Here is a 22,966-nt window from a genome sequence, read left to right as displayed (position 1 = left end):
CCTGTTCAGCGCAGGGTCTTCACCAGCCGGCGCAGTTCCGCCACCACCACGCAGGCCCGGCCCAGGACGTCGTCACGGGCGGACGCCGCCTGCTCGCGGACGGCGGTGAAGCGGGCCAGCGCCGCGGCGTGCCGGTCGGCGAAGGCGGTCGCGTCGCCGTCGGCGTCCCGCAGCAGCGCCGCCACGAGGGCCCCCCGCAGCTCGTCGACCTCCTCCCGCAGCGCCGCGCGGGCGGCGACGGCCCAGTGCGAGATGCCGGCCTCCTCCGCGGTCCAGGCGTGCACCCGCGGCAGTGCCAGCAGCTGCTCCACGGCCGCGTCGGCCCCGACCGCTCGGCCGATGTCGACCCCCGCGGTGCCGGCCACCCCGGCCAGGTCGACCAGATCGGCCTGGCACCCGAGGACGGCGACCCGCGCGGCGAGCTCCGGACCCGCACCGGCGGCGGCCAGCTCGGCCTGCAGCGCGCGGGCCCGGTCGCCCGCGGCACCCGGCCGGGCCAGCAAGACGGCCGGCTCGAGCTCGGCCACGACCGCGGCCAGGCCCGGTGCCGCCGCGGTCAGCGCCGCGGGGTCGGGGTGCGCCGCCAGCAGCCGGTCGGCCGCGCGCTCGGTGGCCGCCTGGAGCTCGGGCAGCGCCAGCCGCTCCACGGCCAGCGGCACCCCCTCACCGACGAGGCCGTCCACCCGCGCCCACAGGGGATCGAGGTCGAGCACCCGGGTGGCCACCGTGTACGCGCGGACCGCCACCGGCGTGGGGACGCCGTGGCGGTCCTCCAGCCGCAGCAGGAAGCCCGGGCCGACCCGGTTGACCAGGTCGTTGGCCAGTTGGGTGGCGGTGATCTCCCGGGCCAGCGGGTGGCCGGCCACCCGGTCCGGCCAGCGCTCGCGCACCGCCCGCGGGAAGTAGGCGGCCAGCACCCCGGCCACCGACGGGTCGTCGGGCAGGTCGCTGGCCAGCAGTTCCTCGCGCACCAGGTTCTTGGAGTGCGCGAGCAGCACCGCGGCCTCGGGGCGGGTGAGCCCGGCACCGGCCTGGCGCAGCCGCTCCACCTCCGCCTCCGACGGCAGCCCCTCGAGGTCGCGGTCGAGGCCGTGCCGCTCGAGGTCGCCGATCAGCTGGGCGTGCCGGTCGAGCAGGAACGGCGCCTGGGCCGCGCACACCGACAGCGCCCGGGCCTGCAGCGCGTTGTCGGCGAGCACCGCGGCGGCCACCTCGTCCTCGACCGCGCGCAGCACCGCGTCCCGCTCGGCGCGGGGCACCCCGGTCAGCAGGATCTTGAGGTTGACCTCGCGGTCGGAGGTGTCGACGCCGGCGGAGTTGTCGATGAAGTCGGTGTTCAGCGCCACCCCGGCCCGTGCCGCGGCGATCCGGGCGCGCTGGGTGAGGCCCAGGTTGCCGCCCTCCCCCACGACCCGGCAGCGCAGCTCCCCCGCGGGGATGCGGACGGCGTCGTTGGCGCGGTCGCCGACCTGCGCGTCGGTCTCGTCGGCGGCACGCACGTAGGTGCCGATGCCGCCGTTCCACAGCAGGTCGACCGGCGCCCGCAGCACAGCTCGCACCAGCTCGGCCGGCGACAGCTCCTCGGCGTCCACCCCGAGACGGGCCCGCACCTGCGGCGAGAGCGGCACCCGCTTGGCGTCCCGGCGGTGCACGCCGCCGCCCGGGGACAGCGCCGCGCGGTCGTAGTCGTCCCACGACGAGCCCGGCAGCGCGAACAGCCGCCGGCGCTCGACCGCGGACCGCACCGGGTCGGGGTCCGGGTCGAGGAAGACGTGCCGGTGGTCGAAGGCCGCCACCAGCCGCAGCTCGTCGGACAGCAGCATCCCGTTGCCGAACACGTCGCCGGACATGTCCCCGATGCCGACCGCCGTCAGCGGCCCGTCGGGGTCCACCCCGAGCTCGCGCAGGTGCCGGCGCACCGACACCCACGCACCGCGGGCGGTGATGCCCATGGCCTTGTGGTCGTAGCCGCTCGAGCCGCCGGAGGCGAACGCGTCACCCAGCCAGAAGCCGCGGCGCTCGGACACCGCGTTGGCCACGTCGGAGAAGGTCGCCGTCCCCTTGTCGGCGGCGACCACCAGGTAGGGGTCGTCGCCGTCGTGGACCACTGTGCGCGGCGGGTGCACGACGCGGTCGCCGTCACGGTCGTCGGTCACGTCCAGCAGCGCGCCGACGAAGGTGCGGTAGGCGCCGGCCACCCGCTCCTGCACCGCCGCGCGGTCCAGCCCGCGCAGGTCCTGGCGGACGACGAACGCACCCTTGGCCCCCGCCGGCACGATCACCGCGTTCTTGACCATCTGCGCCTTGACCAGGCCGAGCACCTCGGTGCGGAAGTCCTCCGGGCGCTCGGACCAGCGCAGGCCGCCGCGGGCGACGCGGGCGCCGCGCAGGTGCAGCCCCTCCATCGACGGCGCGCAGACGAAGGTCTCGACCTCCGGCCGCGGCCTGGGCAGCAGGTCCAGCTCCGCGGAGGCGATCTTCAGCGCCAGGGCGGGCCGGGGCGCCCCGGTGGCGTCGGTCTGGTAGCGGTTGGTGCGCACCACGGCGGCGAGCACGTCGCGCAGGCCACGCAGGATGCGGTCCTGGTCCAGGCTCGTCGTCCGGGTGAGCAGCTCGGCCAGGTGCTCGGCCGCGGACGCCGCGGCCGCGGGGTCGGCGGCGTCGGGGTCGTGCCGCGCGGCGAAGGAGGCCAGCAGCGCGCGGGCGAACTCCGGCGCGGCGAGCACCGTCTCCTCCACGTAGCCGCGGGACAGGCCCAGCCCCACCTGCGCGAGGTACCGGCAGGCGGCACGCAGCACCGCGACGTCGGGGACCGGCAGGCCGGCACTGACGGTCAGGCGGGAGAGGCCGTCGAGCTCCGTCTCCCCCGCCCAGGCCGCGGCCAGGGCCTGCTCGAGCCGGGGCAGCACCGTGGCCGGTGCCGTGCCGGGCGGCAGGAGCAGCTCCAGCCGGGTGGCCGGCGCGTCGTCGTCCCCGGGGACGGCGACGGCGTCGGCCACCCGCACACCGAGCCGGTCGAAGACCGGCACGACGTCGGCGAGCAGGGGCCGGCCGGTCGGCCAGGTGACGAGACCGCCCACCCGGTCGCTCCGAGCGGGGCCCTCCGGACGCAGGGTCAGCCGGCGGTGCACACCGGCTGCGGCCGGGGCGGTCACTTCCCCGCGTGCGCGTCGAAGGCGGCGTCGAGGACGTCGAGCGCCTCGGTGAGCAGGTCCTGCCCGATGACCAGCGGCGGCAGGAAGCGCAGCACGTTGCTGTGCGTGCCGGCGGTCAGGGTGATGACGCCCTCGGCGTGGCAGGCCTTGGAGATGGCGTTGGTCAGCGCCGAGTCGGGCTCGTTCGTGCCAGGCTTGACCAGCTCGACGGCGAGCATCGCGCCGCGGCCGCGGACGTCGCCGACCACGCCGGTGCGCTCCTGCAGCGCGCGCAGCCGCGGCAGCATGGTGGCCTCGATCGCGCGCGCGGCAGCGCCCAGGTCCCGCTCCCGCATGGTGCGGATGCTGGCCAGCGCGGCGGCGCAGGAGACCGGGTTGCCGCCGTAGGTGCCGCCCAGGCCGCCGGTGTGCACGGCGTCCATGAGCTCGGCGCGGCCGGTCACCCCGGCCAGCGGCATGCCACCGGCGAGGCCCTTGGCGGTGGTGACCAGGTCGGGGACGACGCCCTCGTGCTCCGAGGCGAACCACGCGCCGGTGCGGCAGAAGCCGGTCTGCACCTCGTCGGCGATGAAGACCGCGCCCGAGCGGCGGCACCAGTCGGTCAGGGCCGGCAGGAAGCCCGGCGCCGGGACGACGAAGCCGCCCTCGCCCTGGATCGGCTCGATGAGCACGGCGGCCACGTTGGCGGCGCCGACCTGCGTCTCGATCAGGTCGATCGCCCGCGCGGCGGCCTGCTCGCCGGTCGTGCCCGGCTCGTCGCGGTACGGGTAGGACATCGGCACCCGGTAGACCTCGCCGGCGAAGGGCCCGAAGCCGTGCTTGTACGGCATGTTCTTCGCCGTCAGCGCCATCGTGAGGTTGGTGCGCCCGTGGTAGGCGTGGTCGAACACGACGACGGCCGAGCGGCCGGTGGCCACCCGGGCCACCTTGACCGCGTTCTCCACGGCCTCGGCACCGGAGTTGAACAGCGCCGTGCGCTTCTCGTGGTCACCGGGCGTGAGCCGGTCCAGCTCCTCGGCGACGGCGACGTAGCCCTCGTAGGGCCCGACCATGAAGCAGGTGTGGGTGAAGGCCGCGACCTGCGCCTGGACGGCGGCCACGACCTCGGGCGCGGCGTGGCCGACGTTGGTGACGGCGATGCCCGAGCCCAGGTCGATGAAGGAGTTGCCGTCGACGTCGACCACCACGCCGCCGGCGGCGCGCTCGACGTAGACCGGCAGGACGCTGCCCACGGCGGAGGTGACCGCCGCGGCACGACGGGCGGCCAGCTCGCGCGAGCGGGGGCCGGGCAGCTCGGTGACCAGGCGCCGCTCCTGGGCGACGCTGTGGGTGCCGGTCAGCAGGTCGGTCATCGCTGTCTCCTCGTGGAGCCCGCCTCCCCCGACGGGGGAGGTCCTCGCGTCCAGGGTCCGTGGCGTGCGTCTCTCCCGGTACCGTCCGGATCGGCACTCCCGGGGCGTCCGGGTGTCCAGATCGTCGAGAGGTCCTCCCGTGCCGGTCACCGTCGCGACCCTGCTCGGCACGCCGTCGCTGGCGCTGACGCTGCACACCCGCAGCGCGCCGGTGGACCGGGCCATCTCCTGGGTGCACGTCAGCGAGCTCGCCGACCCCACGCCGTTCCTCGAGGGCGGCGAGCTGCTGCTGACCACCGGCCTGGCCCTGCAGCCCGACATGGCCGCGGCCTACGTCCGCCGGCTGGCCCGGGCCGGCGTGGTCGGCCTCGGCCTGGGCACCGGCCTCAGCCACGCGGAGGTGCCCGCGGAGCTGGTCGCCGCGGCCGACGAGCACGGGCTGGCGGTCCTCGAGGTGCCGCGGCAGACGCCGTTCATCGCCCTGTCGCGGGCGGTCTCCAGCGCGCTGGCCGCCGAGGAGTACGCCGCGGTCACCCGGACGTCGACGGTGCAGCGGGAGCTGACCCGGGCCGCGGTCGCCCCCGGCGCCCCGGGCACCGTCGTCGACCGGCTCGCCCGGCACCTCGGCGGCTGGGCGCTGCTGGTCGACGCCGCGGGGACGCCGCTGGAGGCGGCGCCGCCGTCCGCCCGGGGCCGCGCCGACGGCCTGACGGCCGCGGTCGACCGGCTGCGCACGGCCCGCCCCCCGGCCGGCGCCGCGCTCACCCAGCCCGGCGAGACGGTGCTGCTGCAGTCGCTGGGCACCGGCACGCGGGTCCGCGGCTTCCTCGCCGTCGGGCGGCCGGGCCCCTTCTCCGCGGGCGACCGGCACGTGGTCAACGCGGCCGCGCTGCTGCTCACGCTGCGGCTGGAGCAGTCCCGCGCGCTCGACAGCGGTACCGCGGCGCTGCGGGCGGCGATCCTGCAGCTGCTGCTGGCCGGGCAGACCGCCGCGGCCGAGCCGGTGGTGGCGGCGCTGGGCGAGCGGCTGCCGGGTGAGCCGGTGCAGGCGCTGGCCGTGCTGGGCAGCCCGGAGCAGCGGGCCGCCGCCGTCGACGTGGCCGCCGACGCGGCCGCGCACGTCCGCGAGCCGGTGCTGTCCGCCCAGCTCGACGACGCCCTCGTCGTCCTGGTGCCGGCCGAGGGGCCGCTGGCCGGGCGACTGGCCGACCTGCCCGAGCGGGTGCCCGGCGCCGTCCTCGGGACCGCGCCCCCGGTGCCGTGGGCGCGACTCGCCGACGGCGTGCGACAGGCCCGGCAGGCGGCCGGGTACGGGCGGGCCGCGGGACGGCCGGTCACCGCCTTCGCCGACCTGGCCGGCCGGGGACTGGCGGCACTCCTCGACCCGGGGGCCACCAGCGCGTTCGCCGAGGCCGCGCTCGCACCGCTGGCCGCCGCCGACCGGGCCGGCCCCGGCGACCTGGTGGAGTCGCTGCGGGTCTGGCTGGCCGCCCACGGGCAGTGGGAGCCGGCCGCGGCCCGGCTGGGGGTCCACCGGCACACGCTGCGCAAGCGGATCCGGCGGGCCGAGGAGCTGCTCGGCCGCGACCTGGACTCCCCCGGCGTCCGGGCCGAGCTCTGGCTGGCCCTGCACCCGCCGTCGCCTTGAGGAATCCGTCGTCGTCCCGCCATGAGGCTGGACAGATCGACTGTCAGCGGTGACGATGGCCACTGGATCAGCGGTCCCGAGACCTCGGGACGTGAGACGAGAGGACCTCCGGTGAGCGACAAGGCCGAGCTGCGCAACTTCGTCGGCGGGGAGCACGTCGACGCCACCGACGGCCGACGGGCCGACCTGGTCGACCCGGCCACCGGCGAGGTGTTCGCCTCCGCGCCGGTGTCCTCGGCCGAGGACGTCGACCGCGCCTACACGGCCGCGGCGGGCGCCTTCCCCGGCTGGCGGGACGCCACCCCGTCGGAGCGGTCCCTGGCACTGTTCCGCATCGCCGACGCGATCGAGGCGCACGCCGACGAGCTGGTGGCGCTGGAGAGCCGCAACACCGGCAAGCCGCTCGGGCTGACCGCGAGCGAGGAGATCCCGCCGATGGTCGACCAGATCCGGTTCTTCGCCGGTGCCGCGCGCAACCTGGAGGGCAAGGCGGCCGCGGAGTACATGGCCGGCCACACGTCCTGGATCCGGCGCGAGCCGGTCGGGGTCGTCGGGCAGGTGACGCCCTGGAACTACCCGATGATGATGGCGGTCTGGAAGTTCGCGCCGGCGATCGCGGCCGGCAACACGGTCGTCCTCAAGCCCAGCGACACCACCCCGGCGACGACGCTGCGGATGGCCGAGCTGGCCGCCGAGTTCCTCCCGCCGGGTGTGTTCAACGTGGTCTGCGGCGACCGGGACACCGGCCGGGCGCTGGTGGAGCACCGCACCCCGCAGATGGTCTCGATCACCGGATCGGTGCGGGCGGGCATGGCGGTGGCCGAGTCGGCGGCGCGTGACGTCAAGCGGGTGCACCTGGAGCTCGGCGGCAAGGCGCCGGTCGTCGTCTTCGACGACGCCGACCTCGAGGCCGCGGCCGAGGCCATCGCGGTCGCCGGCTACTTCAACGCCGGGCAGGACTGCACCGCGGCCACCCGGGTGCTGGCCGGGCCCGGCATCCACGACGACTTCGTCGCGGCGCTGACCGAGCAGGCGAAGAGCACCCGGACGACGTACGAGAAGGGCGCCGGCGACGAGGACGCCCTCGTGCCGCCGGTGAACAACGCCAACCAGCTGGCGCACGTCACCGGGTTCCTCGACCGCGCCCCCGACCACGCCGAGATCACCGCCGGTGGGCGTCGGCAGGGCGACCGCGGCTTCTTCGTCGAGCCGACCGTCGTGGCCGGGCTGCGGCAGGACGACGAGCTGGTGCAGAGGGAGGTCTTCGGCCCGGTCATCACCGTGCAGCGGTTCTCCGACGAGGAGCAGGCCCTCGCCTGGGCCAACGGGGTGGAGTACGGGCTGGCCTCCAGCGTGTGGACGAAGGACTTCGGCAAGGCCATGCGGATGAGCCGGGCGCTCGACTTCGGCTGCGTCTGGATCAACACGCACATCCCGCTGGTCGCCGAGATGCCGCACGGCGGGTTCAAGCACTCGGGCTACGGCAAGGACCTGTCGATGTACGGGTTCGAGGACTACACCCGCGTCAAGCACGTCATGGCCAACATCGACAGCTGAGCGCGACCAGGACGGCCCCGGTGGGAGTCCCACCGGGGCCGTTCCACGTCCGGGGCCCGGCACCCGCACGCCCGCACGCCCGCACGCCCGCACGCCCGCACGCCCGCACGCCCGCACGCCCGCACGAGTTGATCACCCGCACGAGTTGATCATGGGGTTGGTGCAGGCGACACGCGCGGACACGCCGCTCCAGCTGACGACAGCCCCATGACCAACGCCGGGCGGGGGACGATAGAGGGGGACGGCACCTGGCCGCGGTGTCGTGCGGCGGCACGGGGCCGGCGGCCTCCTGACGCCGCGCGACGGAGTGCTCAGACGTCGATGCCGGTGAGGACGAGGACGCGTTCCTCGGTGAGGTCCTCCATCGCCGCCTGCACGCCCTCGCGTCCGGTACCGGAGTCCTTCACGCCGCCGTAGGGCATCTGGTCGGCGCGGAAGCTCGGGACGTCACCGACCACCACTCCCCCGACCTCGAGCACCGAGGCCGCGCGGAAGGCCACCTGCAGGTCGCGGGTGAACACGCCGGTCTGCAACCCGAAGCGGCTGTCGTTCACCCGGGCGAACGCCTCGTCGACGGAGTCCACGGTGTCCAGGACGACGACCGGCCCGAACACCTCCTCGCAGGACACCTTCGCGTCGACCGGGACGTCGGTGAGCACCGTGGGCGCGTACGTGGCCCCGTCGCGGGTGCCGCCGGTGAGCACGCGGGCGCCCGCGGCCACCGCCTCGTCGACCCAGCTCTCCACCCGCCGGGCGGCCTGCTCGTCGATCAGCGGCCCGACGTCGGTCGCCGGGTCGGTCGGGACGCCGGTGACCAGCCCCTCCACGGCCTTGACGACCCGCTCGGTGAGGGCGGCCGCGACGTCCCGGTGGGCGAACACCCGCTGCACCGAGATGCAGGACTGCCCGGCCTGGTACATGGCGAAGGTCGCGATGCGGGCGGCCGCCCAGTCCAGCGCGGCGTCGTCCTGGTCGGGGGCCACGATGGCCGCCGCGTTGCCGCCGAGTTCCAGGGTGACGTGCTTGCGCGGCGCCGACTCGCGGATGGACCAGCCGACCGGCACCGACCCGGTGAAGGAGACCACGGGCAGCCGCGGGTCCTGCACCAGCCGGGCGGCGACCTCGTTGGGCACCGGCAGCACCGACCAGGCGCCGGCCGGCAGGTCGGTCTCGGCCAGGATCTCGCCGAGCAGCAGCGCCGACAGCGGCGTGGCAGGAGCGGGCTTGACGACGATCGGCGCCCCGGCGGCGATCGCCGGCGCCACCTTGTGCGCCACCAGGTTGAGCGGGAAGTTGAACGGCGCGATGCCCAGCACCGGGCCGCGCGGCACCCGGCGCACCAGGGCCATCCGCCCGGTCGCGGCCGGGTCGGTGTCCAGCCGCTGCAGGGTGCCCGACCAGCGCCGCGCCTCCTCGGCGCCCCAGCGGAAGGTCGACACGGCACGGGCCACCTCGAGCCGGGCCCACTTGAGCGGCTTGCCGGACTCCGCGGTGATCAGCGCGGCGACCTCCTCGCTGCGCTCGGCCAGCCGCCGGGAGACGTGGTCGAGGGCGGCGGCCCGCGCGTGGGCGGGCAGCGCGGCACAGGCGGCGCGGGCGTGGTGGGCGGCCGACACCGCGGCCTCGACGTCCTCGGCGGTGGCGTTCGTCGTCCGGCCGGCCTCGGAGCCGTCGAACGGCGAGCGCACCTCGACGACGTCGGTGCCGGTCCGGGGTTGCCCGGCGACCCAGTAGGGGGTGGTCATGCGTCCTCCTCGGGACGGAAGCGGTGTCGACGCTGAATCTGCGAGACCCGACGCCCGTCGGGCCAGTGCCGGTCCGTCCACCCGGAGGCGGTGCGACGCACCGACCTGGCACGCGGGCCCGCCTCTCTACGGTGAGCCGCGGACACCCGCACGGACGTCGTCTGGAGGAGCCGTGGCCCACACCGAGCCCGACCCGGTCGGGAGGAGCGCGCTGCGCAAGGTCGCGTGGCGGCTGGTGCCCTTCCTCGGGCTGCTGTACTTCGTCAACTACCTCGACCGCACCAACATCGGCTTCGCCAAGCTGACGATGAGCGAGGACCTCGGCCTCACCGAGACGATGTTCGGCCTGGCCTCGGGGTTGTTCTTCATCGGCTACCTCCTCTTCGAGGTGCCGAGCAACCTGGCGCTGCACCGCTTCGGCGCCCGCCGCTGGATCGCCCGGATCCTGGTCAGCTGGGGGATCGTCGCCAGCGCGATGGCCTTCGTCGACTCGGCGGGCTGGCTGTACGCGCTGCGGGTGCTGCTCGGCATCGCCGAGGCCGGCTTCTTCCCCGGCGTCCTGCTCTACCTGACCTGGTGGCTGCCGCGCACCCAGCGGGTGCAGCTCATCGGCGCCTTCCTCGTCGCCGTCCCGCTGTCCTCGGCGCTGGGAGCGCCGCTGTCGGGCGCGGTCATCCAGTACGGCGACGGGCTGTTCGGGCTGGAGGGATGGCGGGTGATGTTCCTCGTCGAGGGTCTGCCCGCCGTGCTGCTGGGCGTCGCGTGCTGGTTCTACCTGACCGACCGTCCCGAGCAGGCCCGCTGGCTCACCCCCGAGGAGCGCGGCTGGCTGACCCGGACCATCGCCGACGAGGGCGAGGCGTCCGGTCCGCGCGAGGCCTCCCCGTGGCGGGCCATGGCCAGCCCGCGCGTGGTGGGGCTCGGCTTCGTCTACTTCGGCGTCGTCTACGGGCTGTACGCGGTGTCGTTCTTCCTGCCCACCGTGGTCGCCGGCTTCGCCGAGCGCTTCGACGCCGACTACTCGATCTTCGAGACCGGCGCGATCGTCGCGGTCCCGTTCCTGGCCGGTGCGGTCACGATGCTGCTGTGGAGCCGGCACTCCGACCGCACCGGTGAGCGCCGCTGGCACCTGGCCCTGCCGGCCGCGCTGGGCGGGGTGACCATCCCGGTGGCGCTCTACCTCGACTCGCCGTTCACCGTCATGGCCGTCATCACCCTGACCGCGATCGGCATCTGCTGCGCGCTGCCGGTGTTCTGGCACTTCCCGCCGCTGATCCTCACCGGCGCGGGCGCCGCGGCCGGCATCGCGCTGATCAACTCGCTGGGCAACACCGCCGGCTTCGCCGCCCCCTACATCACCGGGTGGGTCTCCGACGCCACCGGCAGCATCCGGCCGGCGCTGTGGCTCGTCGGCATCGCGATGCTGCTGTCGGCGGTCGGCGCCCTGCTGCTGTCCCGGTCGGCGCGGGAGCCGGTCGGCGCCACGACGGTGACGGGGCAGCGCTCGGTGCTTGACTGAGTTCCGTGATCCAGGCATCCGCACTGCAGTCCGCCGTCGTCGACGCCCTGCGGGCAGCGCTGCCCGCCGACCGCGTCCTGGCCGACGACGACGTCGTCGGCTCCTACGTGCACGACGAGGCCGAGTGGGCGCCCCACGGCGCGCCGCTCGCCGTGGTCCGCCCCCGGTCCACCGCGGAGGTGCAGGCCGTGGTGCGCGCCTGCCTGGCGCACCGGACGCCGCTGGTGCCGCGCGGTGCCGGCACCGGGCTGTCCGGCGGGGCGAACGCCGTCGACGGGTGCGTCGTGCTCTCCACCGAACACATGCGCGACGTCGTGGCCATCGACCCGGTGGAGCGCTACGCCGTCGTGCAGCCGGGCGTGGTCAACGACGACCTGCGCGCGGCCTGCGCCGAGCAGGGCCTGTGGTACCCGCCCGACCCGGCCAGCTCCCCCTGGTCGACGATCGGCGGCAACGTGGCCACCAACGCCGGCGGGGTGTGCTGCGTGAAGTACGGCGTCACCCGCGACTACGTGCTCGAGCTCGAGGTGGTCAACGGCCTCGGCGAGGTCGTGCGGCTCGGACGACGCACCGCCAAGGGCGTCGTCGGCTACGACATGGTCGGACTCATGGTGGGTTCCGAGGGCACGCTCGGCGTGGTCACCGAGGTGACCGTGCGGCTGCGGCCGGCGCGGGCGCCCGAGCGCACCGTCGTCGGCTACTTCGACTCCGTGGTCGACGCCGGCCGCGCGGTCGAGGCGGTCGGCGCGGCAGGGGTGACGCCCTCGGCCCTGGAGCTGGTCGACCGGCACTGCCTGGCCGCCGTCGACGAGTGGAAGAACATGGGGCTGTCGGTCGACGCCGCCGTGGTGCTGCTCGGCCGCACCGACGCCCCCGGCCCGGCCGGCGACGCCGAGGCCGACGCGATGCTGCGCAGCTTCGAGCTCGGCGGGGCCACGTGGGCCGCGGCGTCCACCGACCCGGCCGAGGCCGAGGCGCTGTTCGCCGCGCGGCGGCTGGCCTACCCGGCGCTGGAGCGGCTGGGCCCGCTGCTGACCGAGGACGTCTGCGTGCCCAAGGCCGCCGTCCCGGAGATGCTCGCCAGGATCGAGGCGGCCGCCGTCCGCAACGACGTGCTCATCGCCAACATCGCGCACGCCGGTGACGGCAACCTGCACCCGCTGCTGATCACCCCGCCCGGCGACGCGGAGGCGCGGGCCCGGGCGCAGGTCGCGTTCGGCGAGATCATGCGCGATGCCGTGGCGCTGGGCGGGACGGTGACCGGCGAGCACGGCGTCGGCCTGCTCAAGCGCGACGGGCTGGCGATCGAGCTGGCCCCGGAGGTGGTCGCGATGCAGCGCGCGGTCAAGGCCGCGCTCGACCCGCACGGCATCCTCAACCCCGGCAAGGTCCTCCCCGACGAGGGCACCGCGTGAGCGCCGACGACTTCGCCGAGCACCTCGAGGTCCAGCGGCCCGACGGCCGCCGCGTGCACGCCTGGCGGCGACCGGGCAGCACCCGGTCGGTGCTGGGGATCCACGGCATCAGCAGCACCTCGCGGCTGTGGGCCTGGACCCTCGCCACGGCGCCGGACGTCGACCTGGTCGCCGCCGACCTCAGCGGCCGCGGGCTGAGCACGCCGCGGTGGGACGCCTCGACCCTGGCCGGGCACGCCGCCGATCAGCTCGCCGTCCTGGACGCGCTGGGACTGGAGTCCGTCGACGTCCTCGGCATGTCGCTGGGCGGTTTCATCGCCCTGCAGCTCGCGGCCACCGCACCGGAGCGGGTGCGCAGCCTGACCCTGCTCGACGGCGGGCCGCCGATGGCGCGCCGGCCCTCGGACCGGGAGCAGCTGGAGGCGGCCTTCGCCGACCGCACCGCCCGGCTGGGCACCGACTGGCCCGACCTGGCCACCTACACCGACGCCGTCGTCGCCGACACCGGTCCGCTGCTCGACCCTGCCGACCCGCACCTGGCCACCTGCCTGGCGCACGACCTGGAGCGGGGCCGGGACGGCGGCCGGGTGCGGCTGGACGGCCGGGTGCTGGTCGACGACGCCGCGGACGTCTTCCTCACCGACACCGCCGCTGACGCGTTGCGCCGGCTCTCGGTGCCCACCCAGCTGCTGTACGCCGAGTGGAGCACCGGCGCCGGGTCGCCGCCGGCCTACACGGACGACGAGGTGGCCGCCGTGGTGGCCGCGTCCGGCGGCCTGGTGACGGCGGAGCTGCTGCCCGGGCACGACCACGCGGGCGTGGTGATGAGCGACTCGGGCGCGGCCGCCTCGGTGCGGGCGCTGCGCCGCTCCCTGGCGGGCTGACCGCGGGTTACCGTCCGCGAGTGGCCGACCTCTCCCGCACCGCCCGCGTCGACGTCCTGGTCGAGGGCTACGCCCGCTCGCGGCACGTGGCGGGGACGGTGAGCCTGGTGCGCGACGCCGGGCGAGTGGTGGTCGTCGACCCCGGCATGGTGGCCGACCGGGAACTCATCCTGCGTCCGCTGCGCGAGCTCGGGGTCGCGCCCGAGGACGTCACCGACGTCGTCCTCAGCCACCACCACCTCGACCACACGCTCAACGTGGCGCTCTTCCCGGTGGTCCCGGTGCACGACTTCCAGTCGGTGCTCGAGGGTGACGTCTTCACCCGGCGCCCGGCCGACGGGGTCGAGCTCACCCCGTCGGTCCGGCTGCTGGCCACGCCGGGGCACACCCCGCAGGACGTCACGACGCTGGTCGGCACGCCGGACGCGGTCGTGGCGCTCACCCACCTGTGGTGGACCGGCGAGGGCCCGGCCGACGATCCCTACTCCCCCGACCGCGACGAGCTGCGGCGCCAGCGGGAGCGGGTGCTCGACCTCGCCACGCTCGTCGTCCCCGGCCACGGCGCGCCCTTCCGCCCGAGCGAGGCGACACCCCGCTGAGCCACCGACGGCGCGGCCCGCCCCCCGTGGGGGACGGGCCGCGCCGTCGGTGCAAGGTCTCGCCGGCCCCGTGTCGGGTCGGCCCCGCTCAAGGGCTCGCCGCGAGCCTGGTGAGGTGCTGGAACGGCCGCCCTTCAGGGGCCCACGCCGAGCCTGCGAGGCGTGGGGGGAAGGGCGGCCCTCAGTGGATGTGCGACCCCCCGTTGACGTCGTACGTCGCGCCGGTGACGTAGCCGGTCTCCTCGCGGCACAGGTAGGTGATGAGGTCGGCGACGTCGGCGACCCGGCCGTTGCGCCCCACCGGGATCCCGGCGACCAACTCCTGCTTGCGCTCCCCCTCCAGCGCGCCGCCGGTGATGTCGGTGTCGATCAGCCCCGGAGCGACGGCGTTCACCGTGATGCCCTTGGGGCCGAGCTCGCGGGCCATCGCCCGGGTGAAGCCGAGCTCGGCGGCCTTGGCCGCGGAGTAGGCCACCCCGCCGAAGACCCCGCCACCCCGCTCGGCCGAGACCGAGGAGAGGAAGACGATCCGGCCGAAGCCGCGCTCGGCCATGCCGGCCGCGAGCGGCTGGGTGACGTTGAACGCGCCCCGCACGTTGACCGCGAAGATGCGGTCCCACTCCTCGCCGCTGACCTCGAGGAAGGGCGTCGGCGAGGTGATGCCGGCGTTGTTCACCACGGCGCCCACGGGCGGCAGCGCGCCGTCGAGAGCAGCCAGCGCCGCCTCCACCGACGCCTCGTCGGTGATGTCGCAGCCGACGCCCACGGCCTGCACGCCGTTGCGCTCGGCGACCTCGGTGGCGGCGTCCTTGGCGCTGGCCTCGTCCAGGTCGAGGATGGCGACGTTCCAGCCGGCGGCGGCCAGGGTGTGGGCGGTGGCGCGGCCGATGCCGCGCTTGGAGCCGGCGCCGGTGATGACGACGGTCTTGTCGGAGACGGACACGGTTGTCCTCCAGTGATCGGGTGGTCGGGTGTGGGTTGACGGCGTCAGGCCGTGGCCGGCTCGGGGTCGGCGGCCCAGGGCGCGTGCGCGCCGCCGCCGAGCTCGGCCTTGACGCGGGCGACGACGGCGTCGGTGGACAGGCCGTAGCGGTCGTGCAGGGTGGGCAGGGCGCCGGCGGCGAGGAACTCGTCGGGCAGGGCGATGGGCACCACGCGGGTGCCCACCCCGGCGAAGGCCAGCGTCGAGGCGACCGACTCGGCCAGGCCGCCGACGACGGTGTGGTTCTCCAGCGTGACCACGAGCCGGTCGGTCCGCGCCGCCCGCAGGATCGCCTCGGTGTCCAGCGGCTTGATCGTCGGGACGTGGAGCACGGCGACGTCGACGGAGTCGGCCTCGAGCCGCGCCGCCGCCTGCAGCGCCCGCATCGTCATCAGGCCGGTGGAGATGAGGACGACGTCCCGCCCGGTGCGCAGCTCGGCGGCCTTGCCCAGCTCGAACCGGTAGTCGTACTCATCCAGCACCGTCGGCACCGCCCCGCGCAGCAGCCGCAGGTAGGTGGGGCCGGGGGCGTCGGCCAGCGCGGGCACGGCCTGCTCGATGTCGACCGAGTCGCACGGGTCGACGATGGTCAGGCCCGGGCAGCCACGGAGGATGGCGAGGTCCTCGGTGGCCTGGTGGCTCGGCCCGTACCCGGTGGTGAGGCCGGGCAGCGCCCCCACCACGTTGACGTTGAGCCCGGGCTCGGCGATGTCGAGGCAGAGGAAGTCGTACGCCCGCCGGGTGGCGAACACCGAGTAGGTGGAGGCGAAGGGCACCAGCCCGACCTCCGCCATCCCGGCCGCCGCCCCCAGCAGCGCCTGCTCGGCCATGCCGATCTGGAAGAACCGGTCGGGGTGGGCGTCGCGGAACACGTGCATGTCGGTGTACTTGGCCAGGTCGGCCGAGAGCCCGACGACCTCGGGCCGCTGCTCGGCCAGCCGGTTGAGCGCGTGCCCGAACGGTGCGCTGGCCGTGCGCTGACCGGGGTCGGCGAACGAGGCGATCATCGCCGAGGTGGTGAGCCGCTTCTTCGGCGCGGTGCTGGTCATCGGGCCATCCCCTCCTGCAGCTGGTCGCGGGCGATCTGCCACTCGTGCTCCTCGACCCGCATGAAGTGGGCCTTCTCGCGGCCCTCGAGCAGCGGCACCCCGCGTCCGATGCGGGTGTCGCAGATGAGCACCGACGGCGATCCGCGGTGCGCGCGGAGCTCGTCGAGGGCGTCGACGAGCGCGGCGACGTCGTTGCCGTCGACGCGCAGGGCGTGCCAGCCGAAGGCCCGCCACTTGTCGGTCACCGGCTCGGTGCGCAGCACGCCGGCGGTGGGGCCGTCGGCCTGCAGCGCGTTGACGTCGACGATCGCGGTGAGGTTGTCCAGGCCGTGGTGGGCGCAGGCCAGCGCCGCCTCCCAGGTCGAGCCCTCGTCGAGCTCGCCGTCGGAGAGCAGGTTGTAGACCTGCGCGCCGTTGCCCTGGTGGCGCAGCCCGAGCGCCATCCCGGCGGCCACGGCCAGCCCGTGGCCCAGCGAGCCGCCGGAGATCTCCACGCCCGGCGTGTAGGAGGCCATGGCCGACATCGGCAGCCGGGAGTCGTCGGAGCCGTAGGTCTCCAGCTCCTCGAGCGGGATGGTGCCGGCCTCGGCCAGCGCCGCGTAGAGGGCGATGGCGTAGTGGCCGATGGAGAGCAGGAACCGGTCCCGGTCGGGCCAGTGCGGGTCGTCCGGGCGGTACCGGAGCTGGTCGGTGTAGACGGTGGCCAGGACGTCGGCCACGCCCAGCGCCTGCCCGATGTAGCCCTGCCCCTGCACCTCCCCCATGTCCAGGGCGTTGCGGCGGATCCGGTACGCGGCCTGGCGGATCCGCTCGATCCGCTCCTCCCGGTCCCCGGTGGCCGGTGCAGCCTGCGGTGTGGTCAGCGAGGTCATGTCGTGCTCCTCCTCGTGGTGGACTCAGTCGGTCGCCGAGTCGGCCGTCGGCCGGTGCTCGTGCGTCCGGGTGGGGGGGTTGGGGACGGCGGCCTCGGTGGCGAGAGCGCGCTCGAGAACGGCGACCTCGTCCCGCTCGACGCGGCCCCAGGTCTCCTTGGTGGCCAGGGTGGCGACCAGGCCGAGCAGGCCGTAGGCGCCGAACAGCAGCGCCGGTCCGATCCAGCCGACCTGGGAGTAGAGCCACGTCGCGATCAGCGGTGTGAACCCGGACACGACGGCCGACATCTGGTAGGCCAGCGATGCGCCCGTGGTGCGGGTCTTGGTCGCGAACAGCTCGGAGAACCAGGCGCCCTGCACCCCGGCCAGCGAGTTCTGCAGGACCGCGTAGCTGATGACGAAGGCGACGATGATCGCCACCGCGGCGCCGGTGTTGACCACCAGGAACAGCGGGATGGCCCAGAGCACGTGCAGCACGGTGCCCAGCAGGTACACCGGGCGCCGCCCGATCCGGTCGGTCAGCGCGCCCCAGTAGGTGGTAGCGAAGATGCCGATCCCGGCGGCGATCATCGTGCCGGTCAGGGTGACCGACCGGTCGGCCAGCCCCTCGGCCGCGATGTACGACAGCATGAACGTCACCGACACCGCGTAGCCGGCGGTCTCGGTGATCCGCAGGCAGAAGGCGCGCAGGATGTTGCGCCAGTCGTCGCGGAGCACCTCGACGAGCGGGTTCTTGGAGATCTCGCCCTCTTCCTTGAGCTCCTCGAACTCGGGCGACTCCTCGACCTTGAGCCGGATCACGATGCCCACGACGATCAGGATGGCGCTGAGCAGGAACGGCACCCGCCACGCCCACGAGCCGCCCAGCGGGACGCTGGCCAGGAAGGCCAGGTTGGCCAGCAGCAGCCCGACCGGGAAGCCGGCCTGCGTGATGCCGGTGTACAGGCCCTTCTTCCGCCAGGGCGCGTGTTCGAAGCACATGAGGATCGCACCGCCCCACTCGGCGCCGAACGCGAGCCCCTGCACGACCCGCACGAGCACCAGCAGGATCCCGGCCCAGATGCCGACCTGCTGGTAGGTGGGCAGGCAGCCGATGAGGACCGTCGCGATCCCCATGAGCAGCAGGGAACCGACGAGGACCGGCTTACGGCCGATCCGGTCACCGAGGTAGCCGCCGATGATCCCGCCGAGCGGGCGCACGGCGAAGCCGATGCCCAGCGTGGCGAAGGACAGCAGCGTGCCGGACAACGGGTCGTCGGCGGGGAAGAAGGCGGTGTTGAAGTACAGCGCCGCCGCGATGCCGAAGCCGATGAAGTCGTAGGTCTCGATCGTCGCGCCGACCGAACAGCCGATGGCGACCTTCTTCTTCTCCGGCGTCCCCTGGATGGGGTGCCAGTGGGCGACTTCCTCGAGGTGTGGATCGCGGACGGGTGGGTGCCGCTCGGTCATGGTGACCTCCGGTGAGCGATGAGCGTCGGATCCCCGTTGTCAGTTGACTGTTAACAGGCAACTGGCGACAAGAGTGAGTGGTGACCGTCACGGTGTCAAGGGTCACTTCCCGGCACCTGCATCCCTGCAGGTCACAGCACGGGGGGGGTGGCTGCCCTCCAGGGCACCGCCCCGAGCGTGCGAGAGGTGGGGAGGACGGGGTCCTCCCCCGAGGGGGGAGGAGGGGCGGTCCTCCTGCAGGGTCCCGCGGCGAGCTCGCGAGCGGTAGGGGCAGGGCGGCCCCCGTCCCGGGTGCCTCCGTCGCGAGGCTCGCCGCGAGCCTGCCAGCGGGAAGGAGGACGGGCGGCCGGCCATCCTTCAGGTGCCCACGCCGAGCCTGCGAGGCGCGGGGGGCAGGGGGCCCTTCGTCAGGCGGACTCGGTGGCCTCGGCGAAGTGCTCCGCGGCGGCGGTCATGTGCTCGTCGACGACCCGCACGGCGGCCTCGACGTCCCCGCGCTCGATGGCCTCGACGATGGGCAGGTGGCGGTCGCGGGCCATCATCGGCGCCTGCCAACTGGCGCCGTTGAGGATGGCCACGCGCATCCGGCCCTCGAGCCGCTGCCACGCCTCGACGAGCATCGAGTTGCCCGACAGCTGGCACAGCAGGAGGTGGAAGGCCAGGTCGGCCTCCATCCGCGCCGCCGGCTCCTCCTCGTCGGAGAGCCGCTCGAGCGCCGTCCGCAGCGCCTCGGTGGCGGCCTCCCGTCGGGACGAGGCGATGACCTCCCGGACGGCGAGCCCCTCGAGCGCGGCCCGGACGCGGAACAGCTCGTGGACCTCGGCGGAGGTCAGGCTGTTGACCCGCAGCATGCCGCGGTTGCCGGAGGTGACCAGGCCCTCCTGCTGCAGGTGCCGCAGCGCCTCCCGCACGGTGCCCCGGCTGACGCCGAGCGAGCCGGCCAGTTCCACCTCACCGAGGTGGTCGCCGGGCCGGTACCGGCCGGTGAGGATGGCCCCGCGCAGGGCCTCGAGGGACCGCTCGCGCAGGGTGCTCCGGTCCAGGGCCGACAGTGACTCAACGCTCACGCAGCAGCCTCCTCGTCGCCCGTCATGGTAGCCGCGCCGCCCCGGCCGGACCTGCCGACTGTCGACAGCGGTCCCTCGTCGGGGTCAGCGCGCCACGACGTTGCGCAGCTCCCGCCCGGCGAGCAGGGCCTCGAGGTTGGCACCCACCAGCTCGTCCGCACCGACGGGTCGGCCGCCGGCGGCGTGCGGGGTGAGCAGCAGGTTGGGCGCGTCCCAGAGCGGGGAGTCGGCCGGCAGCGGCTCGACCTCCGTGACGTCCAGCGCGGCCCCGGCGATGCGCCCGTCCGTGAGCGCGGCGACGAGTGCGGGCTCGTCGACCGTCGTCCCCCGGCCGACGTTGACGACGAGCGCGTGCCGCGGCAGTGCGGCCAGCCGGGCGGCATCCAGCGCGTGGGTCGTGGCCTCGGTGGAGGGCAGGATCATCAGCAGGACGTCGGTCTCCTGCAGCTCCGCGTCGAGCCGGTCCTCGGCGACGACGGGGAACCCGGACCGCTCCCCCGCGCTGCGCCCCACGCCCCGCACCTGCGCGCCCAGGGCCTGCAGCAGCGGAGCGAGGTTCTGCCCGATGTTGCCGAACCCCCAGACGAGCACCCGGGCGCCGAGCAGGGTGGTCACCGCTCCCTCCGGGTGCAGCGGCTGCAGCCCGCCGAGCTCGTCGGCCCAGCGGTGCTCGGCCTGCGCGGCGATCGCCTCCGGCAGCCGGCGCAGCAGGGCGAGCACGAGGGCGAGGGCGTGCTCGGTGACCGGCCGGTCGTGCAGGCCCACCCCGGAGGTGACGACGACGTCGTCCGGGAAGCCCGCGCCCAGGACGACGTCCGGCCCGGCCGCCAGCGTCTGCACCCAGCGCAGCCGCGGCATCCGGCCGGCGACGGCGCGCAGGTCGCCCGGGCGGTTGCCCCACACCACCAGCGCCTCGGCGTCCAGGTGCTCGTCGGGCACCGGGGCCGCGGCGTCGTAGCGCACGGCCTCGACCCCCTCGGGCAGCGCGGGGTCGAGCGGGACGGAGTCGGGCAGCAGCAGCTTCACGGCGACCAGCCTGCCCGAGGGACGACGTCGGGCGCACGGCGCTCCGGTTCGGCCCCGCTGCGTTTGACCAGGGCCTCCCGGCCGAACTAGACCTTGCGGTGGCTCCCCGCCGCAGCACGCCCGCCGGTCGGCGGGGGTGCCCCTCCCCGCCGAGAAGGGAACGCACCCCCGTGCACGACGACGACCTGCGCAAGCTGCTCGGCCGGCTGGACCTCGAGCAGGAGGTGCGCCTGCTCACCGGCGCGGACGTCTGGTCGCTGCACCCCGAGCCGGCCGTCGGGCTGCGCCGCCTCGTGGTCTCCGACGGGCCGGCCGGCGTCCGCGGCGAGCGGTGGGACGAGCGGGACACCTCCGCGAACGTCCCCTCCCCCACGGCGCTGGCCGCGACCTGGGACGTCGACCGCATCGAGCGCCTCGGCCGGCTCCTGGCCGCGGAGGCCCGGCGCCGGGGCGTCGACGTGGTGCTCGCCCCCACCGTCAACCTGCACCGCACGCCCTACGGCGGGCGGCACTTCGAGTGCTTCAGCGAGGACCCGCTGCTCACCGGCCGGATCGGTGTCGCCTACGTCCGCGGGCTGCAGGACGAGGGCGTCGGCGCCACCGTCAAGCACTTCGTCGCCAACGACCAGGAGACCGAGCGCTTCTCCGCCGACGTCCGGGTCGACGAGCGGGTGCTGCGCGAGGTGTACCTGGCGCCGTTCGAGGCGATCGTGCGCGAGGGCGGCGTCTGGGCGGTCATGGCCGCCTACAACGGCGTCAACGGGACGACGATGACCGAGAGCCCGCTGCAGCGCGACGTCCTCAAGGGCGAGTGGGGCTTCGACGGGGTGGTCGTGTCCGACTGGTTCGCCGCCCGGTCACTCGCCGCGGCCGGGACCGGCCTGCTGGACCTGGTGATGCCGGGTCCTCGTGGCCCCTGGGGGGACGCCCTCGTCGCGGCGGTGCGCGCCGGGGAGGTGCCCGAGTCGGCGGTCGACGACAAGGTGCTGCGGGTGCTCCGGCTCACCGGGCGGGTCGGCGCCCTCGAGGATGCCGCCGGCACAGCAGCCACCCCCTGGACGGAGGAGGAGATCAGCGCGGAGCTGCGGGCCACCGCCGCCTCGGGCTTCGTCCTCGCCCGCAACGAGCCGGCCGCCTCCGGCGAGGGCCCCCTGCTGCCCCTCGAGCGGCGCCGGTTGCGGCGGGTCGCCGTCCTCGGGCCCAACGCGGTCGAGGCGCGCACCCTCGGCGGCGGGAGCGCGACGGTCTTCCCGCCGTACACCGTCTCCCCGCTGGCCGGGCTGCGCGCCGCCCTCGGGCCGGACGTCGAGGTCGTGCACGGCCGCGGCGGCCGCAGCACGCACCGCCTGCCCCCCGCGGACCCGGACCTGCTGCGCCGCCCCGACGGCGGCCGCGGCGTGGAGGTGCGCTTCCTCGACGCGGGGGGCACCGTGCTCGGCACCGAGGTGCGCGAGGCGGCGGCGTTCACCTGGCAGGGCTCCTACGGGCCGGACCTGCCCATGGACCGGGTGCGGTCGGTGGAGGTGCACACCCGCGTGCGGGCCGAGGAGGACGGCACCCACCGGATCGGCGTCTCCGGCGTGGGCCCGTTCCGGGTCACGGTCGGCGGGGAGATCCGCCTCGACACCCGCATCAGCCTGCCGCCGGGCGCGGACCCGGTCGAGGGCATGGTGCGGCCCCCGCAGGAGTCCGTGGCCGTGCAGCTGCGGACCGGCGAGGAGGTCGAGGTCGTCGTCGGCCACGTGCCCGAGCCCGCCGGGGACTTCGAGGGCACGGACGTGGAGTCGGTGACGTTCCAGGTCAACGTCGCCCGCGACACCGACGACGACGCCGAGGTGGAGCAGGCCGTGGCGCTGGCCCGGGACGCCGACGTGGCCGTCGTCGTCGTGGGGACCACCGAGGAGGTGGAGAGCGAGGGCTTCGACCGCGACTCGCTCGCGCTGCCCGGCCGGCAGGACGATCTGGTCCGCCGGGTGGTCGAGGCCAACCCGCGCACCGTGGTGGTCGTCAACTCCGGCGCCCCGGTGCTGCTGCCGTGGGCCGACGACGTGCCGGCGGTGCTGCTGACCTGGTTCCCCGGGCAGGAGTGCGGCAACGCCCTCGCCGACGTCCTCCTCGGGGCGACCGAGCCCGGGGGCCGGCTGCCGGTCACCTGGCCGGCCGACGAGGAGTGCCTGCCCTCCCCTCGGCCGGTCGAGGGGACGCTGCGCTACGACGAGGGCCTGTTCGTCGGCCACCGCCGCCACGACCGCGACGGCCGAGAGCCGCGGTTCCGGTTCGGCTCCGGCCTCGGCTACACCTCGTGGGAGTTCCTGTCCGTCGAGGGCGGCGCCTCGGCGGTCACCGTGCGGCTGTGCAACACCGGCACCCGGCGGGGACGGGAGGTCGTGCAGGTCTACGCGAGCCGTCCGGGCAGCGCGGTCGAGCGGCCGGTCCGCTGGCTGGCCGGGTTCGCCGTGGTGGCGGCCGACCCGGGCGAGGAGGTGGCGGTGCGGGTGGACCTGCCCGAGCGCACCTACCAGCACTGGGACGAGGCCGCGCACCGGTGGGCCACCGAGGCGGGACCGTTCCGGCTGCACGCCGGCCCCTCCTCCGGCGTCCTGCCGCTGGAGCTCGACGTGCAGGTGCAGGGCTGACTCCGCGGAGG

The 22,966-nt window shown here is 75.2% G+C and carries 16 protein-coding genes; 7 read left to right on the top strand and 9 right to left on the bottom strand.

The window, feature by feature from the left end; translation table 11 throughout:
• Positions 1-5: 5 nt before the first annotated feature.
• On the bottom strand, positions 6-3,080 hold the full coding sequence (locus ACU610_RS02240) for an NAD-glutamate dehydrogenase domain-containing protein (protein WP_446766090.1): 3,075 nt from the start codon (positions 3,078-3,080) through the stop codon (positions 6-8).
• Positions 3,081-3,151: 71 nt separating this feature from the next.
• Positions 3,152-4,507 carry a 4-aminobutyrate--2-oxoglutarate transaminase gene (gene gabT / locus ACU610_RS02235; RefSeq protein ID WP_446766089.1) on the bottom strand — a complete coding sequence of 452 codons (1,356 nt, stop codon included), beginning with the start codon at positions 4,505-4,507 and terminating at the stop codon, positions 3,152-3,154.
• Positions 4,508-4,646: 139 nt separating this feature from the next.
• Here gabT and ACU610_RS02230 point away from each other — a divergent pair, with 139 nt between their 5' ends.
• A complete protein-coding gene (locus ACU610_RS02230; protein WP_446766088.1) occupies positions 4,647-6,155 on the top strand; it encodes a PucR family transcriptional regulator in 1,509 nt (502 codons plus the stop codon).
• Positions 6,156-6,266: 111 nt separating this feature from the next.
• Positions 6,267-7,712, top strand: a complete 1,446-nt coding sequence (locus ACU610_RS02225) for a gamma-aminobutyraldehyde dehydrogenase (RefSeq protein ID WP_446766087.1) — start codon at positions 6,267-6,269, stop codon at positions 7,710-7,712.
• A gap of 311 nt (positions 7,713-8,023) precedes the next feature.
• Here ACU610_RS02225 and ACU610_RS02220 read toward each other — a convergent pair whose 3' ends face one another.
• The gene (locus ACU610_RS02220) at positions 8,024-9,457 is read right to left on the bottom strand and encodes an aldehyde dehydrogenase family protein (protein ID WP_446766086.1); all 1,434 of its coding nucleotides are present in this window, start codon (positions 9,455-9,457) and stop codon (positions 8,024-8,026) included.
• Between the two features lie 172 nt (positions 9,458-9,629).
• Here ACU610_RS02220 and ACU610_RS02215 point away from each other — a divergent pair, with 172 nt between their 5' ends.
• The 4 genes from ACU610_RS02215 to ACU610_RS02200 are packed head-to-tail and all read left to right on the top strand — an operon-like array spanning position 9,630 to position 13,874.
• Positions 9,630-10,976 carry an MFS transporter gene (locus ACU610_RS02215; protein WP_446766085.1) on the top strand — a complete coding sequence of 449 codons (1,347 nt, stop codon included), beginning with the start codon at positions 9,630-9,632 and terminating at the stop codon, positions 10,974-10,976.
• A 5-nt stretch (positions 10,977-10,981) separates the two neighbouring features.
• Positions 10,982-12,391 (top strand): FAD-binding oxidoreductase, encoded by a 1,410-nt coding sequence (locus tag ACU610_RS02210; RefSeq protein ID WP_446766084.1) that lies wholly within the window; start codon positions 10,982-10,984, stop codon positions 12,389-12,391.
• Positions 12,388-13,275: an alpha/beta fold hydrolase gene (locus ACU610_RS02205; protein ID WP_446766083.1), complete on the top strand. Its 888-nt coding sequence runs from the start codon at positions 12,388-12,390 to the stop codon at positions 13,273-13,275. Before ACU610_RS02210 ends, ACU610_RS02205 begins: the two co-directional genes overlap by 4 nt.
• 20 nt (positions 13,276-13,295) lie before the next feature.
• Positions 13,296-13,874 (top strand): MBL fold metallo-hydrolase, encoded by a 579-nt coding sequence (locus ACU610_RS02200; protein WP_446766082.1) that lies wholly within the window; start codon positions 13,296-13,298, stop codon positions 13,872-13,874.
• 181 nt (positions 13,875-14,055) lie between these two features.
• On the opposite strand, the gene ACU610_RS02195 is transcribed toward ACU610_RS02200, so the two are convergent.
• The 6 genes from ACU610_RS02195 to ACU610_RS02170 all read right to left on the bottom strand — a co-directional run bounded on the left by ACU610_RS02195 (position 14,056) and on the right by ACU610_RS02170 (position 20,319).
• Positions 14,056-14,817 carry an SDR family NAD(P)-dependent oxidoreductase gene (locus ACU610_RS02195; RefSeq protein WP_446766081.1) on the bottom strand — a complete coding sequence of 254 codons (762 nt, stop codon included), beginning with the start codon at positions 14,815-14,817 and terminating at the stop codon, positions 14,056-14,058.
• 44 nt (positions 14,818-14,861) lie between these two features.
• The gene (locus ACU610_RS02190) at positions 14,862-15,905 is read right to left on the bottom strand and encodes a transketolase family protein (protein WP_446766080.1); all 1,044 of its coding nucleotides are present in this window, start codon (positions 15,903-15,905) and stop codon (positions 14,862-14,864) included.
• The gene (locus ACU610_RS02185) at positions 15,902-16,777 is read right to left on the bottom strand and encodes a transketolase (RefSeq protein WP_446766079.1); all 876 of its coding nucleotides are present in this window, start codon (positions 16,775-16,777) and stop codon (positions 15,902-15,904) included. The genes ACU610_RS02190 and ACU610_RS02185 overlap by 4 nt, the downstream gene beginning before the upstream one ends.
• A gap of 24 nt (positions 16,778-16,801) precedes the next feature.
• A complete protein-coding gene (locus ACU610_RS02180; protein WP_446766078.1) occupies positions 16,802-18,226 on the bottom strand; it encodes an MFS transporter in 1,425 nt (474 codons plus the stop codon).
• 407 nt (positions 18,227-18,633) lie between these two features.
• The gene (locus tag ACU610_RS02175; protein ID WP_446766077.1) at positions 18,634-19,293 is read right to left on the bottom strand and encodes a GntR family transcriptional regulator; all 660 of its coding nucleotides are present in this window, start codon (positions 19,291-19,293) and stop codon (positions 18,634-18,636) included.
• An 84-nt stretch (positions 19,294-19,377) separates the two neighbouring features.
• Positions 19,378-20,319 (bottom strand): phosphoglycerate dehydrogenase, encoded by a 942-nt coding sequence (locus ACU610_RS02170; RefSeq protein ID WP_446766076.1) that lies wholly within the window; start codon positions 20,317-20,319, stop codon positions 19,378-19,380.
• A 170-nt stretch (positions 20,320-20,489) separates the two neighbouring features.
• Between ACU610_RS02170 and ACU610_RS02165 the strand changes: the two genes are divergently transcribed.
• Entirely contained in the window at positions 20,490-22,955 is a 2,466-nt protein-coding gene (locus tag ACU610_RS02165) for a beta-glucosidase (RefSeq protein WP_446766075.1), read from the top strand.
• The last annotated feature ends 11 nt before the right edge of the window (positions 22,956-22,966 follow it).

The organism is Geodermatophilus sp. URMC 61, from assembly GCF_052931555.1.
This window is presented reverse-complemented; position numbering and strand designations above follow the sequence as displayed.

Excerpts from the sequence above, each read along its gene's own strand:
- gabT (WP_446766089.1), bottom strand. The coding sequence starts at position 4,507 with ATGACCGACCTGCTGACCGGCACCCACAGCGTCGCCCAGGAGCGGCGC.
- ACU610_RS02220 (WP_446766086.1), bottom strand. The coding sequence starts at position 9,457 with ATGACCACCCCCTACTGGGTCGCCGGGCAACCCCGGACCGGCACCGAC.
- ACU610_RS02190 (WP_446766080.1), bottom strand. The coding sequence starts at position 15,905 with ATGACCAGCACCGCGCCGAAGAAGCGGCTCACCACCTCGGCGATGATC.
- ACU610_RS02185 (WP_446766079.1), bottom strand. The coding sequence starts at position 16,777 with ATGACCTCGCTGACCACACCGCAGGCTGCACCGGCCACCGGGGACCGG.
- ACU610_RS02180 (WP_446766078.1), bottom strand. The coding sequence starts at position 18,226 with ATGACCGAGCGGCACCCACCCGTCCGCGATCCACACCTCGAGGAAGTC.